Origin of the sequence: Streptomyces sp. ME19-01-6 (genome assembly GCF_033793745.1) — a bacterium.
Classification (GTDB): domain Bacteria; phylum Actinomycetota; class Actinomycetes; order Streptomycetales; family Streptomycetaceae; genus Streptomyces.
In genome coordinates this window covers 359,631-374,236 of sequence record NZ_JARAXF010000005.1, presented here as the reverse complement: position 1 = coordinate 374,236, position 14,606 = coordinate 359,631, and the positions used below count along the sequence as shown (strand labels likewise).

The window sequence follows — 14,606 nt, the reverse complement described above, 5'->3', positions numbered from 1 at the left end:
GCTTCGGCGCGAGAGCCGGAGCCCCGACCATGGGGACAAACCTGCCGAGGAGCGCCCCGCATGAGCCTGACCCTGAGGACGATCAGCCGAGAGCAGCATCTGGCATACATCCAGAGCCTGCCCGCGGCCAGCCACATGCAGGTCCCGGCATGGGCGGACGTCAAGAAGGAGTGGCGCTCGGAGAACCTCGGCTGGTTCGACACCGCCGGCCAGTTGGTCGGCGTCGGCCTCGTCCTCTACCGGCAGCTGCCCAAGATCAAGCGCTATCTCGCCTATCTGCCCGAGGGCCCGGTCATCAACTGGTACTCGCCCCACCTCGAGGACTGGCTGCGCCCGATGCTCGCGCACCTCAAGCAGCAGGGCGCCTTCTCCGTGAAGATGGGCCCGCCCGTCATCATCCGCCGCTGGGACGCCGCCGCGATCAAGGCCGGCATTCAGAGCCCTGATGTGAAGCGACTGCGCGACATCGAGGCCACATTCATCGAGCCGCGCGCCTTCGAGGTCTCCGACCGGCTGCGCCGCATGGGCTGGCAGCAGGGCGAGGACGGCGGGGCCGGCTTCGGTGACGTCCAGCCGCGGTACGTCTTCCAGGTGCCCCTGGAGAACCGCTCCCTGGAAGATGTCCACAAGGGCTTCAACCAGCTGTGGCGGCGCAACATCAAGAAGGCCGAGAAGGCCGGCGTCGAGGTCGTCCAGGGCAACTTCGAGCACCTGGCGGAGTGGCAGCGGCTCTACGAGATCACCGCGGAGCGCGACCACTTCCGCCCCCGCCCGCTCAGCTACTTCCAGCGCATGTGGCAGGCCCTCAACGCCGAGGATCCCAACCGCATGCGGCTGTACTTCGCCATTCACGAGGGCGAGGCCGTCGCCGCCGCCACCATGCTGATCGTCGGCGGCCACGTCTGGTACTCCTACGGCGCCTCCGCCAACCACAAGCGCGAGGTCCGGCCCTCGAACGCGATGCAGTGGCGCATGCTGCGCGACGCCTACGCGCTGGGCGCCACCGTCTATGACCTGCGGGGCATCAGCGACTCGCTGGACGAGAACGACCACCTCTTCGGCCTCATCCAGTTCAAGGTGGGCACCGGCGGACAGGCGGCCGAATACCTCGGCGAGTGGGACTTCCCCCTGAACAAGCTGCTGCACAAGGCGCTGGACATCTACATGTCGCGCCGCTGACTTCCCCGAATTCTTGACTCTCCACCTACGCTGCATACCTCCAATACACCGCGGCAACGAGAAAGGTTCCGGGACCGGCCAATGGCGCTCACCCTCTACGTCGACACCGCGCGCTGGCGGGCGCACCAGCAGTTGGTGATCCAGCAGTTCCCCGGCATAGTCCCGGTCTGCAAGGGCAACGGGTACGGCTTCGGCCATGAGCGGCTGGCCGAGGAGGCCAGCCGGATCGGCTCCGACATCCTCGCGGTGGGAACCGCGTACGAGGCCGCCCGGATGAAGGACTACTTCAGCGGTGACCTGCTGGTGCTCACTCCCTTCCGCCGGGGCGAGGAGCCCGTGCCGCTGCCCGATCGGGTGATCCGCTCGGTCTCGTCGGTCGACGGTGTGTACGGCCTGGTGAACGCGCGCGTGGTCATCGAGGTCATGAGCAGCATGAAGCGCCATGGCGTCTCGGAGGAGGACCTTCCCAAGCTGCACGCCGCGATAGAGAACGTCCGGCTGGAGGGCTTCGCCATCCACCTCCCCCTGGACCGCACGGACGGACTCGACGCGGTCGAGGAGGTCATCGCCTGGATGGACCGGCTGCGCGCCGCCCGGCTGCCGCTGCACACCATGTTTGTCAGCCACCTCAAGGCCGAGGAGCTGGCCCGCCTGCAGCAGCAGTTCCCGCAGACCCGGTTCCGCGCCCGCATCGGCACCCGGCTGTGGCTCGGCGACCACGACTCGACCCAGTACCGCGGCGCGGTGCTCGACGTCACCCGGGTCTCCAAGGGGGACCGCTTCGGCTACCGTCAGCAGAAGACGGCCTCCGACGGCTATCTGGTGGTCGTGGCGGGCGGCACGTCCCACGGCGTCGGTCTGGAGGCCCCCAAGGCCCTGCACGGCATGATGCCGCGGGCCAAGGGCGTCGCCCGCGCCGGGCTCGCGACTGTCAACCGCAACCTCTCGCCGTTCGTGTGGGCGGGCAAGCAGCGGTGGTTCGCCGAGCCGCCGCATATGCAGGTGTCCATCCTGTTCGTACCGGGCGACGTCGCGCCCCCGCAGGTGGGCGACGAACTGGTGGCCCACCTGCGGCACACCACGACACAGTTCGACCGGCTGGTCGACCGCTGAGCCACCCGGGGCGGCGCCCCTTATAAAAAACACAGGTCACAACGGTCAGGGCCCGAAGCCACGCGACGACATCGCGGCTTTGGGCCCTTCGCGGTTCACATCCCGCCCCGGGAGCTCATTCGCGTCTGACGCCCCACTCCACCCGCGCCGGCCCTTCGTACGCCGCCGCGCGCCGCGCCTCCCCCAGGACGAACGCGTCCGGGGCCCGGTCCAGCACGCCGCCCGACGGGTCGTCCGACCCGTCCCGGCGCACCACGTCCCGCTCGGGCACCAGCACATCCCGTACGACCAAAGCGCACAGGTACAGGGTCCCCAGCACATGGACGATCACCGCCAGCTGGTACCCCTCCGGCGGCAGCCCCCGGTGCTGGTCGCCGCTGCCCGTGTACGCGAGGTACATCCAGATCCCGAGGAAATACATCACCTCGCACGCCTGCCACACCAGGAAGTCGCGCCATCGCGGCCGGGCCAGGGCCGCCAGCGGGATCAGCCACAGCACGTACTGCGGCGAGTAGACCTTGTTGGTGATCACGAAGGCGGCGACGAGGAGGAAAGCGATCTGCGCCAGGCGCGGACGCCGCGGCGCGCACAGAGCGAGCGCGGCGATGCCGGAGCAGGCCAGCACCATCAGCAGCGTGGCGTACACGTTGACGTTGTCGAGGGGGTCCCCGCTGCGCTGGGAGACGACCAGCCAGATGGAGCCGAAGTCGACCGGCCGGTCCCGGCTGAAGGTGTAGAAGGTGAGCCAGCCCTCGCGGATGTGGAGGCCCCCGCGGCTGCTGATCATCACCGGTACGTTCACCACGAGCCAGGCGCCCAGCGCCCCACCAAGCGCCGTCCCGAAGGCGCGCAGCCGGCCGGCCCGCAGGCACAGCACCAGCAGCGCCCCGAGCAGCAGCAGCGGATAGAACTTCGCGGCCGTCGCCAGCCCCAGCAGGATGCCCGCCGCCAGGGGACGGCTGCGCGACCACATCAGTATCCCGGCGGATGTGAGCGCGACCGCGAAGAGATCCCAGTTGACGGTCGCGGTGAGCGCGAAGGCGGGGGCGAGGGCGACCAGCAGGGCGTCCCAGGGGCGGCGGCGGTGCGTACGCGAGACGCAGACGGCGACGGCCGCGGCGCAGACCATGAGCATGCCCGCGTTGACCATCCAGTAGATCTGCTCCTGGTGCTGGATGGATCCGCTGTGCGGGGTGAGCCGGGCGGCGACCTCCATGAAGAGGCCGGTGAGGACCGGATACTCCAGGTAGTTCATCCCGTCCGCGGCGCCCGGTATGCGGTCGAAGTACGGAACGACGTTCTCCGCGAAGCCGCGGCCCGCGTACAGGTGTGGCATGTCGGAGTAGCAGGCGTGGGTGTACTGGGTGGTGGCGCCGTAGAACCAGCCGCCGTTGTAGCAGGGCAGCTTCTGCACCATGCCGAGGGCGAACATGCCGATGGCGACGAGCGCGATGATCCGCACGGGCGTCCACCAGCTGACCCCGAGCAGCGCCCGCCGCCCGGCCGGCCCGCCGATCAGCTCGCTGCCGGCCGCCGCCACCGCGTCTTCGGCGGTCGGCCGTACGGGCTCGGCCCCCGGGTCCCTGCGCACGCTCGTCATGGCCCCATCCTGCCGTACGAGCCGGGTGAGGGCCGTGAGGCCCGCCCCAGGGCCCCGGACAGCGAAAAGGGCCAGGAATGCCGGGGGAGGGCCGGGAGACCCGTGAGACGGCCCGTGCGGGCCCGGAGCCCGGAGAACAACGGCGGCGGCCGCCCCGGAGCGGGTGACGCTCCGGCGCGGCCGCCGGTGGTGAGGGGCGAGGGTCGCCCCCCGGGGGGGGCTGTGCCGCCTGCGTCAGCCGCCTCCGCCGAACCAGCCGCCGTTGTCGCCACCCGGGGGCTCCGTGGTCGGCGTAGTGGTACTGCCGCCCGTGTCGCCTCCGCTGTCGTTACCGCCGTTGCCGCCGTTGCCGTTGCCTCCGTTGCCGTTACCGCCGCCGTTGTTGTTGCACTCGAAGTCCAGCGGGTCGCAGGTATCCGTCGGGGACGGGCTGGTGGACGGGGTCTCCGTGGACGGGGTCCCGGACGGGGTCGGGGTAGGCGTCTTGGACGGGGTCTTCGGGGGAGCCGTTGTGGAGGGCGGCGCGGTCGGGCTCGCTCCGTCGCCGAAGATCTTCTTGCCGATCGGCTCGGGCTCCGGGAAGTTCACGACCTTCTTGTCCTTCATCGCCTCGCGCATGTAGTCGGCCCAGATCTCGGCCGGGTACGAGGCGCCGTGGATCGACTCATTCGGTCGGCCGGTGCCCACGCCGCGCATGGAGAGGAACTCCTGCTTCTTGGCCTTGTCGTTCACCCGCCACATGCCGATCGCGGTAGACAACTGCGGGGTGTAGCCGGAGAACCAGGCCGACTTGTTCTCGTCGGTGGTGCCGGTCTTGCCCGCGGCGGGACGGCCAATCTGCGCCGACGTGCCGGTGCCGTGCTCGACGACGTTCTCAAGAACGTCGGTGACATTGTCGGCCACGTTCGCGTCGAACGCCGTCGTGAGCTTGTAGTCGTCCTTGTGGTTGTAGACCTCCCCCTTCTTGTCCTCGACCGACTCGACCGAGTACGGATCGGCCTGCTTGCCGCTGGCCGCGAAGGTCGCGTACGCACCGGCGAGCCGGATGGCGCTGGGGGCCGAGGTGCCCAGGGAGAACGTCGGGGTGATCGAGGCCATCTGATCCTGGCTGAGACCCGCGGCGATCGCCGCGTCCCGCACCTTGTCGGTGCCGACGTCCATGCCGAGCTGGATGTAGGGGGTGTTCACCGACCACTGCATCGCGGTGCGCAGGGTGATCTTGCCCCGGTCCTCGTCACCGTCGTTTCTCTGGTGCCACTCCTTGCCGTCCTTGTCGTGCCAGATCGTCCCGTTGTAGTCCCGCAGCTTCAGCTTGTTGTCGCCGTCGTAGACGCTCTTGGGGGAGACCGGGGTACGCATCGAGTCGGGCTGGTCGCGCGGACCGCTCTTGTCGCGGACGCCGTCCTTCATGGCTGCGGCCAGCACGAAGGGTTTGAAGGTGGACCCCACCTGGACGCCGGTTTCGTCGGCGTTGTTCCTGAAGTGCTCCAGGGCGTTCTTGCCGCCGTAGATGGCGACGATCTTGCCCGTCTTGGGTTCCACCGAGGCCCCGCCGAACTGCACGTACTTGTCATACTCAGGCCGCAGCTTCGGGTTGATGTTCTCCTTGGACACCTTCTTGACGGCCGTCTCGAGCTGGTTCATCTTCTTGCGGTCGAAGGTGGTGTGGATCTGGTAGCCACCCTGGTCCAGCTTCGTCTTGGTGATATGGGTGTGCGCGACGATGTAGTTGTCGGCGAGGTCGGTGAGATAACCGATCTGGCCTTCCTTGTTCGTCGCGATCTTCGGCTCCCGGGGCATCGGGAACCCCTTGTCGATCAGCTCCTGGCTATCGGCCTTATTCATCCTCCCCACCTCGACCTCGCGCTTGAGGATCCACTCCCAGCGCGCCTGGGCCCGCTTGGTGTTCGCGTCCTTGCTCGCGTTGGCGCCGTAGCCGCCGGCCGGGTCGTAGAGGTTGGGGCCGTTGAGAGTCGCGGCAAGGAAAGCGCTCTGGCTCGGATCCAGGTCCTTGCAGTCCTTGTCGTAGTACGCACGGGCCGCCGCCTGGCAGCCATAGGCGCCGCGTCCGTAGTACGCGGTGTTCAGATAGCCGGCGAGGATGTCGTCCTTGTCCATGGTCGCGCCGACCTTTATGGAGATGAACAGCTCCCTGGCCTTGCGCGTGAGCGTCTGCGACTGATCCAGGTAGGTGTTCTTCACGAACTGCTGGGTGATAGTGGAGCCACTCTGTGTCTCCCCACCCTTGGCCATGTTGACCACAGCTCGCGCGATACCCATCGGGTCGACGCCGGCGTCGTCGTAGAAGCTGGCGTTCTCCGCGGAGATCACCGCGTTCTGCAGGGACTCGTCGATCTCGCTCAGCGGCACGATCTGGCGGTTGAAGTCACCACCGCCCGAGACCACCATCTGTTTGCCGTCCGCCCAGTAGTAGACGTTCTTCTCGACCTTGGACGCGGCCTGCGCGGTGGGCACCTCCACCAGCCACAGCCCGATGCCGACGGCGCCGACGAGCATGGCGAAGAAGAAGAGGAAGGTCCCGGTCACCAGCTTCCAGGACGGGACCCAGTGCCGGAAACCGTCCTTGCCCGCGCGCGGGTAATCGATGAAGCGCTTTTTGACGGGGCGTCCATCGCCGCCTCCGCGCCCTCGGCCGCCCCGGCCACCGTCGGCGGCACGCCGGCCACCGCCGTGGCCCGCGCCCCCGGCATCGGGATCGGCTCCTCGTCTGCGGCTGCCGCCGCGCTGTGCGGCGCGCCGGGCTTCGGCCCGGCCGCCATAAGGACGCTCCTCCCCATGCGGGGCGGATTCCGACCCGGTGGCGCTGTGCGGTTGGGCCGCGCGGCGGCCTGAAGACTGCTGCGCGGCGCGCCGGGCCGCTGCTCGTCCGCCGCCCTGTGGCTGCGGCGGCTTGCGACGGTGCTCGCTCATGGAACGACTACTCCTCGGGCAGGCGCTATCGCCTGAAAGCGGCAGGTGGCTTCCGGTCCCCCCGATGTGCGCTCCGGCCGCCACCGGCAACCGGGCGCACTGCATCCAGGACGAAGACGCCCGCGGGCGTCCCTTGGTTCCCGGTGCTGTGCATGGCGAACAGAGTACGCACGGTCAAAACCAGCCGAGGCGTGATCTTCACTCCATAACAGGCAGTTCGCGTCGCACGAATTGGTGATGTGACGCCGTTCACCATGGTTCCCCTTGTTCCACCAGGATCGCGGTTCTATCGTCTGGATGTATCGAGCCGATACATCAGCTCGGCATAAAGGACCCAGGGAGACAGGAGAGGCGGGAATGGGCAGACGCTCGGGCATCCTTGAGTTCGCCGTCCTCGGCCTGCTCCGTGAGTCCCCGATGCACGGGTATGAGCTGCGGAAACGACTCAACACCTCACTTGGGGTGTTCCGTGCGTTCAGCTACGGCAGCCTCTATCCCTGCCTCAAGACGCTGGTCGCCAACGGCTGGCTGATCGAGGAGCCCGGCAGCGCGCCCGAGGAAGCTCTCGCGGCGACGCTCGCCGGCCGCCGCGCGAAAATCGTCTACAGGTTGACGGCGGAGGGGAAGGAGCACTTCGAGGAGTTGCTCGCCCACACCGGCCCGGACGCGTGGGAGGACGAGCACTTCGGCGTCCGCTTCGCCTTCTTCGGGCAGACGTCGCGGGATGTGCGGATGCGGGTCCTGGAGGGGCGGCGCAGCCGCCTCGAGGAGCGCCTGGAGAAGATGCGCGCTTCCCTTGCCCGTACCCGTGAGCGGCTCGACGACTACACGCTCGAGCTGCAGCGGCATGGCATGGAGTCGGTGGAGCGTGAAGTCCGCTGGCTGAACGAGCTGATTGAGAGCGAGCGGGCCGGGCGCGACCAGCGCGGCGGCCCCGCGGGCCAGGACCGGTCCCAGGAACAGGAACCGGGCCGGTCACCCGAGCTGGACCCGTCAGGAGAGCAGGACCAGTCAGAAGATACGGGCGGCCTGCCCCGGTACCGGGGTGGTTCCCGGCCGGATCCGTCCGATGACACCGCCAAGTGAGGCCCCGCATCCCGCAGGGCTTCGTCGAGTACACACAGGGAGCAACCGGAATGGGTTCGGTTCGTGTAGCCATCGTCGGCGTGGGCAACTGCGCCGCCTCGCTGGTGCAGGGCGTCGAGTACTACAAGGACGCCGACCCGGACACCCGCGTGCCGGGTTTGATGCACGTGCAGTTCGGCGACTACCACGTGCGTGACGTGGAGTTCGTGGCCGCGTTCGACGTGGACGCGAAGAAGGTCGGCCTCGACCTCGCCGACGCCATCGGCGCCAGCGAGAACAACACCATCAAGATCTGCGACGTGCCCTCGACCGGCGTCACCGTCCAGCGCGGCCACACCCTCGACGGCCTGGGCAAGTACTACCGCCAGACGATCGACGAGTCCGAGGACACCCCCGTCGACATCGTCCAGATCCTCAAGGACAAGCAGGTCGACGTCCTGGTCTGCTACCTCCCGGTGGGGTCCGAGGACGCCGCGAAGTTCTACGCCCAGTGCGCCATCGACGCCAAGGTCGCCTTCGTCAACGCGCTTCCGGTCTTCATCGCCGGCACCAAGGAGTGGGCGGACAAGTTCACCGAGGCGGGCGTGCCGATCGTCGGGGACGACATCAAGTCACAGGTCGGTGCCACGATCACGCACCGGGTGCTGACCAAGCTGTTCGAGGACCGCGGCGTGGTCCTGGAGCGCACCATGCAGCTGAACGTCGGCGGCAACATGGACTTCAAGAACATGCTGGAGCGTGAGCGCCTGGAGTCCAAGAAGATTTCCAAGACACAGGCCGTCACCTCCCAGATCACGGACCGCGAGCTGGGCGCGGACAACGTCCACATCGGCCCGTCCGACTTCGTGGCCTGGCTGGACGACCGCAAGTGGGCCTATGTCCGGCTGGAGGGCCGCGCCTTCGGCGACGTTCCGCTGAACCTGGAGTACAAGCTCGAGGTGTGGGACTCCCCGAACTCCGCGGGCGTCATCATCGACGCGGTGCGTGCCGCGAAGATCGCCAAGGACCGCGGCATCGGCGGCCCGATCCTCTCGGCCTCCTCGTACTTCATGAAGTCGCCGCCGGTGCAGTACTTCGACGACCAGGCGCGGGAGAACGTCGAGAAGTTCATCAAGGGTGACGTCGAGCGTTAAGCGAGACATAGCGCTGCGCGTTAAGCGAGACATAGCGCTGCGCGCCGGCAAGACGTAGCGCTGCGCGTCAGCGAGACATAGCGGGCCTCCGGGTAATCCACCCGGAGGCCCGTGCGGTGTGTGAGGCTGGCGTCATGCCCGTTGTGCGTGATCTCCGCGTACTGCTCCAACTGCGCGACTTCCGGCGTCTTCTGGCCGTTCGCCTGCTGTCACAAACGGCCGACGGCGTCTACCAGGTCGCACTGGCCGCGCATGTGGTCTTCTCTCCCGAGAAGGAGACCTCGGCCGCGGCGATCGCCTCCGCCATGGCGGTCCTCCTCCTCCCCTATTCCCTGCTGGGCCCCTTCGCCGGCGTCCTGCTGGACCGGTGGCGCCGCCGCCAGGTCCTTCTCCATGGCAACGCCCTGCGCTCCGGGCTGGCCGCCGGAACGGCCGTTCTGGTTCTCGCGCAGGTTCCCGACTGGCTCTTCTACGTCTCCGCCTTGTCGGTCACGGGCGTCAACCGTTTCGTGCTGGCCGGGCTCTCCGCCTCGCTGCCGCGAGTCGTCGACAGCCAGGAGCGCTTGGTCATGGCCAACTCCCTGTCCCCGACCGCGGGAACGCTCGCGGCGACCATCGGTGGCGCCCTGGCCCTCGTGGTGAGTATCGCGGTCCCGGACGGCCCGTCGTCGGACGCCGTTGTGGTCCTGATGGGCGCAGCGCTCTATCTCAGCGCCGCGATCGCGGCGCTGAGGATGGCGCCCGGACTACTGGGGCCCGACCCATCGGCGCTCCAGCCGCGCCTGCGCGCGGCTCTGGTGAGCACCGTGCGCGGCCTGGTCGCCGGTGTGCGCCACCTCTTGGAGCGCCGGGATCCCACGGTGGCCCTGGCCGGGATGACAGCGATGCGTTTTTGCTACGGCGCGCTGACGGTGATGGTGTTGATGCTCTGCCGGTACGCATGGGCCCGGACCGAGTCGGAGGGCCTCGCACTCCTGGGACTCGCCGTGGCCGTCTCGGGCGCGGGTTTCTTCGCGGCGGCGGTGGTCACGCCCGGGGCGGTGGCCCGGCTGAGTCCCGCCTCCCGCTCGGACGGCCGACTGCGCTGGATGGTGGTGTGCGCGGCGGCCGCGGCCGTGCTGGTGCCGGGGCTGGGGCTCCCCTTCGAGCCGGCTCCGATGCTGGCCGCCGCCTTCGTCCTCGGCCTCATCACCCAGGGCGCCAAGATCGCCACCGACACCGTGGTGCAGTCCTCGATCGCCGACGACTTCCGCGGCCGGATCTTCTCCCTGTACGACGTGCTCTTCAACGCGGCCTTCGTCGGGGGAGCGGCGATCGCCGCACTGGCGCTGCCTCCCGACGGACGCTCGGCCGTCCTGGTGGCCCTGGTGGCCGTGCTTTACGCGGCGACCGCAGTCGTCGTCATGTTTCACGTGAAACATGACGAGCGCGAGGCCGCGCGGCCCGATGTTTCACGTGAAACCTGATGCGTCACCCCTGAGGTCGAGCCGCCCACCAGTCCTGCAGCGCCGTGACGGCGGCGTCCCGATCCATGGGGCCGTGTTCCAGCCGCAGCTCCAACAGGTGCTTGTACGCCTTGCCGACCTGGGGGCCCGGCCCGATCCCGAGAATCTTCATGATCTCGTTTCCGTCCAGGTCCGGCCGGATGGCATCCAGCTGCTCCTGCTTCTGCAGCAGCGCGATGCGCTCCTCCAGCCCGTCGTACGCGCGCGACAGAGCGCTGGCCTTCCGCTTATTACGCGTGGTGCAGTCCGAGCGGGTCAGCTTGTGCAACCGCTCCAGCAGCGGCCCCGCGTCCCGTACATAGCGTCGTACCGCCGAGTCCGTCCACTCGCCGGTGCCATAGCCGTGGAAGCGCAGATGCAGCTCGACCAGGTGGGAGACGTCCTTCACCAGATCGTTGGAGTACTTGAGCTTGGTCATCCGCGACTTGGTCATCTTGGCGCCCACCACCTCATGGTGATGGAAGGAGACCCGGCCGTCCTTCTCGAAGCGGCGCGTCCTGGGCTTCCCGATGTCATGCAGGAGAGCCGCCAGCCGCAGCACCAGATCGGGCCCGTCCTTCTCCAGGGCGATGGCCTGCTCCAGCACGGTCAGCGTGTGCTCGTACACATCCTTGTGACGGTGGTGCTCATCACGCTCCAGGCGCAGCGCCGGAAGCTCCGGGAGGACGTAGTCGGCGAGCCCGGTGTCGACGAGGAGTCGCAGTCCCTTGACGGGGTGGGCGGCCAGGATCAGCTTGTTCAGCTCGTCACGCACCCGCTCCGCCGAGACGATCTCGATCCGCCCGGCCATCGCCTTCATCGCGGCGATCACCTCGGGCGCCACATCGAAGTCGAGCTGGGCCGCGAAGCGCGCGGCGCGCATCATCCGCAGCGGGTCATCGGAGAAGGACTCCTCAGGGGTGCCGGGTGTGCGCAGCGCCCTCGCGGCGAGGTCTTCCAGGCCGCTGTGCGGGTCGATGAATTCCTTCCGCGGGAGCGCGACGGCCATCGCGTTGACCGTGAAGTCCCGACGGACCAGGTCTTCGTCGATGGAGTCGCCGTACGAGACCTCGGGCTTCCTCGACGTACGGTCGTACGCTTCTGATCGATAAGTCGTGATTTCAATCTGGAAGCTCTGACTCGACCCGTTTCCGTTCCCGCCCTCCTTGCGGCAGCCGACCGTGCCGAAGGCGATGCCGACCTCCCAGACCGCGTCGGCCCACGGACGGACGATCTTCAGCACGTCCTCCGGACGCGCGTCCGTGGTGAAGTCCAGATCGTTGCCGAGACGGCCCAGCAGCGCGTCCCGTACCGATCCGCCGACCAGGGCAAGTCCGAACCCGGCCGCCTCGAAGCGGCGGGCGAGGTCGTCGGCTACGGGAGACACCCGCAGGAGCTCGCCCACGGCGCGGCGCTGCACCTGGCTGAGCTCATTGCTCGACTGCGGGTAGTGGCTGTCAGTGTTGGCGTTCGGCACAACAGAACAGGGTACGTGGCCGCACGCCCCGGAGCCTCCTCATCGATCGGACGCATCGAACCGGTGACGATCTTGTGGAGCCCTCCACAGCACTTCGTCACAGCGGGCATCGTTACCATTCCGGGGACGCATTTTACGGTGACGACTGACGACGACTGACGACGAGGGACGGGCGAGCGCGTGGCCGAGCCGGCAGAGCTCCAGGGGACAACTTCCGCTCGCGCCCGTCGATGGCTGCGGCGCACGGCGGCACTACTCACCGCGGCGCCCGTGCTCGCGGGTGTGCTGCAGATCCCGGCGGCTCCCGGTGCCCACGCCCAGACCGTCCCGGCTCGGACCGCCCCGGCCCAGGCCAAGGCCAGCGGCTCGCGCACCGTCGATGTCTCCATCGACTCGCTCACCCCCACCACGCCATCGAAGAGCGACACGCTCACCGTCAGCGGCACCGTCACCAACCACGGCAACTCGACGATCAACACCTCCTACGTCGGCCTCCGGGTCGGCCCGACCATGGACGGTCGCAACGCGATCGACACGGCCGCCAAGCGGAAGGACTATGAGGCCGGCCTCGACGGCATCGAGGTCGCCGACAAGTACGAGCAGAAGATCGGCAAGCTCCCCGTCGGCATCAGCCGTGATTTCACCCTCTCCATACCGGTGAAGGAGCTGTCCCTCGGCGAGAACGGCGTTTATCAACTCGGTGTCACCCTCACCGGCCAGACGCGGAGCCAGCCCTGGCCGCAGGTCAAGGGCATCGAGCGGACGTTCCTGCCCTGGCAGCAGACCGCCGCCCCCAAGAAGAGCAACCTCACCTTTCTGTGGCCGCTCATCTCCTCCACCCACCTGACCGCCCGGACCGGTGCCGATGAGCAGCAGACGCCGATCTTCCAGAACGACGACCTCATGGCGGAGCTCGCCCCCGGCGGACGGCTGCAGCAGCTCGTGTCCCTGGGCAAGAACCTGCCCGTCACCTGGGTGATCGACCCGGACCTGCTCGCCACGGTCGACGCGATGACCAAGCCGTACGAGGTCCAGAGCCAGACGGAGGACGAGACGACGGACGGCCGGGGACAGGCCGTGGCCAAGCAGTGGCTCAACGAACTGGAGCAGGCTGTCGAGGGGCACCAGGTGGTGGCCCTGCCCTTCGCCGACCCCGATCTCGCCTCGCTCGCGCACCGCGGCAAGAACATGGGCGCCCTCAGCCACCTCCAGACAGCCACCACGCTCGCCTCGACGACCGTGGACACCGTTCTGCACGTGAAGCCGCGCACCGACTTCGCCTGGCCGGTGAACGGCGCCATCGACTCCTCGATCGTGGACGTCGCCACCTCCGCCGGCGCCCACAACATCATCGCCCGCAGCGACAGCCTGCGCGAGACCCGCGGCCTGCAGTACACCCCCACCGCGGCCCGCCAGATCGGCGGAGGCAATACGGCGGTGGTCGCGGACGCGCGGCTGTCCACCGCCTTCATGGGCGACATGACGCGGGCGGAGAACGCCACGCTGGCCGTCCAGCGGTTCCTCGCCCAGACCCAGATGCTCACCCTGCAGGCGCCGGACAAACAGCGCAGTGTCGTCGTGGCCCCCCAGCGGATGCCCACCGCCAGCCAGGCGCAGGCCATGGCGGCGGCCCTGGGCGGCCTGTCCGGGCGCTGGACGCAGCCGCTCAGCCTGGGGCAGGCCGCCAAGGCCCAGCCCGACCCGGGGGCCACCCAGCGGGTGCCCGCCGCCCGCTCGTACCCGGCCGCGCTGCGCCGCCAGGAACTGCCCACCGGCGGATTCCTGAAGATTCAGCAGACCCAGGCCACCCTCGACAAGTTCGAGACGATCCTCACCGCCAAGGACCGCGTGGTCACCCCGTTCGGCACCGCGATCACGCGGGAGATCTCCACCTCGTGGCGGACCGACCCGCGGGGCGCGACCGGCTTCCGCGACTCCGTCCAGGCGTACCTCCAGGGCCTCACCGAGAAGGTGCGCCTCATCAAGAAGACGAACATGACCCTGTCCGGGCGCAGCGCCACGATTCCGGTGACCGTCCAGAACAACCTTCTGCAACCCGTCGAGCTGCGGCTGGTCCTCAGGTCCCAGCAGGGCAACCGCCTGGCGGTCAGCGACCCTCAGGTGGTCACGGTGCAGGGTGGGCACAGCCAGTCGGTGAAGTTCGGCACCACGGCCAACGCGAACGGACGCGCCTGGGTGACGGCCCAGCTGTACACCGCGGACAACCAGACCTACGGCCCCAAGATGACATTCAAGGTGAATGTCACCGAAATCACGTCCACGGTCATTCTGGTGATCGCGGGCGGTGTGCTGCTGCTCGTTCTCGCCGGGATCCGGATCTACCTCCAGCGCAAGCGGGCCGCCGCCGGGAGTGATGAAGACGCTGCGGGGAACGGCGAGAAGCAGGACGGCGAAGCGGCGGGGGACGAGCGGACCGAGCCCGGCGAGGGCGAGCGTCCGCGCGCCCGGGTGCCCGGGCAGGCGAGTGACCCGGCACCGGACACCGGATCGCAAAGCGCTGGCCCATCCGGCTCAGGTGAGAAAGTGGAGCATTGAGCAATGGCGCGGCCGCCCGGCCGCAGCGGACGATGAGGTGGGGTAGC

The 14,606-nt window shown here is 68.5% G+C and carries 9 protein-coding genes; 6 read left to right on the top strand and 3 right to left on the bottom strand.

Features of this window, described 5'->3' with window-relative positions; all coding sequences use genetic code 11:
- Positions 1-60: 60 nt before the first annotated feature.
- Both PV419_RS15085 and PV419_RS15080 read left to right on the top strand, forming a co-directional pair.
- Positions 61-1,179 carry a lipid II:glycine glycyltransferase FemX gene (locus tag PV419_RS15085; protein ID WP_319688824.1) on the top strand — a complete coding sequence of 373 codons (1,119 nt, stop codon included), beginning with the start codon at positions 61-63 and terminating at the stop codon, positions 1,177-1,179.
- Between the two features lie 81 nt (positions 1,180-1,260).
- A complete protein-coding gene (locus PV419_RS15080; protein WP_319688822.1) occupies positions 1,261-2,292 on the top strand; it encodes an alanine racemase in 1,032 nt (343 codons plus the stop codon).
- Positions 2,293-2,407: 115 nt separating this feature from the next.
- On the opposite strand, the gene PV419_RS15075 is transcribed toward PV419_RS15080, so the two are convergent.
- Both PV419_RS15075 and PV419_RS15070 read right to left on the bottom strand, forming a co-directional pair.
- Positions 2,408-3,892, bottom strand: coding sequence for a glycosyltransferase family 87 protein (locus PV419_RS15075; protein WP_319688820.1), 1,485 nt, complete (start codon positions 3,890-3,892; stop codon positions 2,408-2,410).
- A gap of 234 nt (positions 3,893-4,126) precedes the next feature.
- Complete coding sequence (locus PV419_RS15070; RefSeq protein ID WP_319688817.1) at positions 4,127-6,823, bottom strand: transglycosylase domain-containing protein; 2,697 nt, start codon at positions 6,821-6,823, stop codon at positions 4,127-4,129.
- 357 nt (positions 6,824-7,180) lie between these two features.
- Here PV419_RS15070 and PV419_RS15065 point away from each other — a divergent pair, with 357 nt between their 5' ends.
- The 3 genes from PV419_RS15065 (at position 7,181) to PV419_RS15055 (ending at position 10,508) form a co-directional block, all read left to right on the top strand.
- Entirely contained in the window at positions 7,181-7,909 is a 729-nt protein-coding gene (locus PV419_RS15065; RefSeq protein WP_319688815.1) for a PadR family transcriptional regulator, read from the top strand.
- A 50-nt stretch (positions 7,910-7,959) separates the two neighbouring features.
- Positions 7,960-9,042 carry an inositol-3-phosphate synthase gene (locus tag PV419_RS15060; RefSeq protein ID WP_319688813.1) on the top strand — a complete coding sequence of 361 codons (1,083 nt, stop codon included), beginning with the start codon at positions 7,960-7,962 and terminating at the stop codon, positions 9,040-9,042.
- 134 nt (positions 9,043-9,176) lie between these two features.
- Positions 9,177-10,508: an MFS transporter gene (locus PV419_RS15055; RefSeq protein WP_319688811.1), complete on the top strand. Its 1,332-nt coding sequence runs from the start codon at positions 9,177-9,179 to the stop codon at positions 10,506-10,508.
- A 4-nt stretch (positions 10,509-10,512) separates the two neighbouring features.
- Here PV419_RS15055 and PV419_RS15050 read toward each other — a convergent pair whose 3' ends face one another.
- On the bottom strand, positions 10,513-12,003 hold the full coding sequence (locus tag PV419_RS15050) for a CCA tRNA nucleotidyltransferase (RefSeq protein WP_319688809.1): 1,491 nt from the start codon (positions 12,001-12,003) through the stop codon (positions 10,513-10,515).
- A gap of 180 nt (positions 12,004-12,183) precedes the next feature.
- Here PV419_RS15050 and PV419_RS15045 point away from each other — a divergent pair, with 180 nt between their 5' ends.
- A complete protein-coding gene (locus tag PV419_RS15045; RefSeq protein WP_319688807.1) occupies positions 12,184-14,559 on the top strand; it encodes a DUF6049 family protein in 2,376 nt (791 codons plus the stop codon).
- Positions 14,560-14,606 lie beyond the last annotated feature (47 nt).

Coding starts and splice junctions, on each gene's coding strand:
- PV419_RS15070 (WP_319688817.1), bottom strand. CDS start 6,823: ATGAGCGAGCACCGTCGCAAGCCGCCGCAGCCACAGGGCGGCGGACGA.
- PV419_RS15085 (WP_319688824.1), top strand. CDS start 61: ATGAGCCTGACCCTGAGGACGATCAGCCGAGAGCAGCATCTGGCATAC.
- PV419_RS15075 (WP_319688820.1), bottom strand. CDS start 3,892: ATGACGAGCGTGCGCAGGGACCCGGGGGCCGAGCCCGTACGGCCGACC.
- PV419_RS15080 (WP_319688822.1), top strand. CDS start 1,261: ATGGCGCTCACCCTCTACGTCGACACCGCGCGCTGGCGGGCGCACCAG.
- PV419_RS15055 (WP_319688811.1), top strand. CDS start 9,177: ATGCCCGTTGTGCGTGATCTCCGCGTACTGCTCCAACTGCGCGACTTC.
- PV419_RS15060 (WP_319688813.1), top strand. CDS start 7,960: ATGGGTTCGGTTCGTGTAGCCATCGTCGGCGTGGGCAACTGCGCCGCC.
- PV419_RS15065 (WP_319688815.1), top strand. CDS start 7,181: ATGGGCAGACGCTCGGGCATCCTTGAGTTCGCCGTCCTCGGCCTGCTC.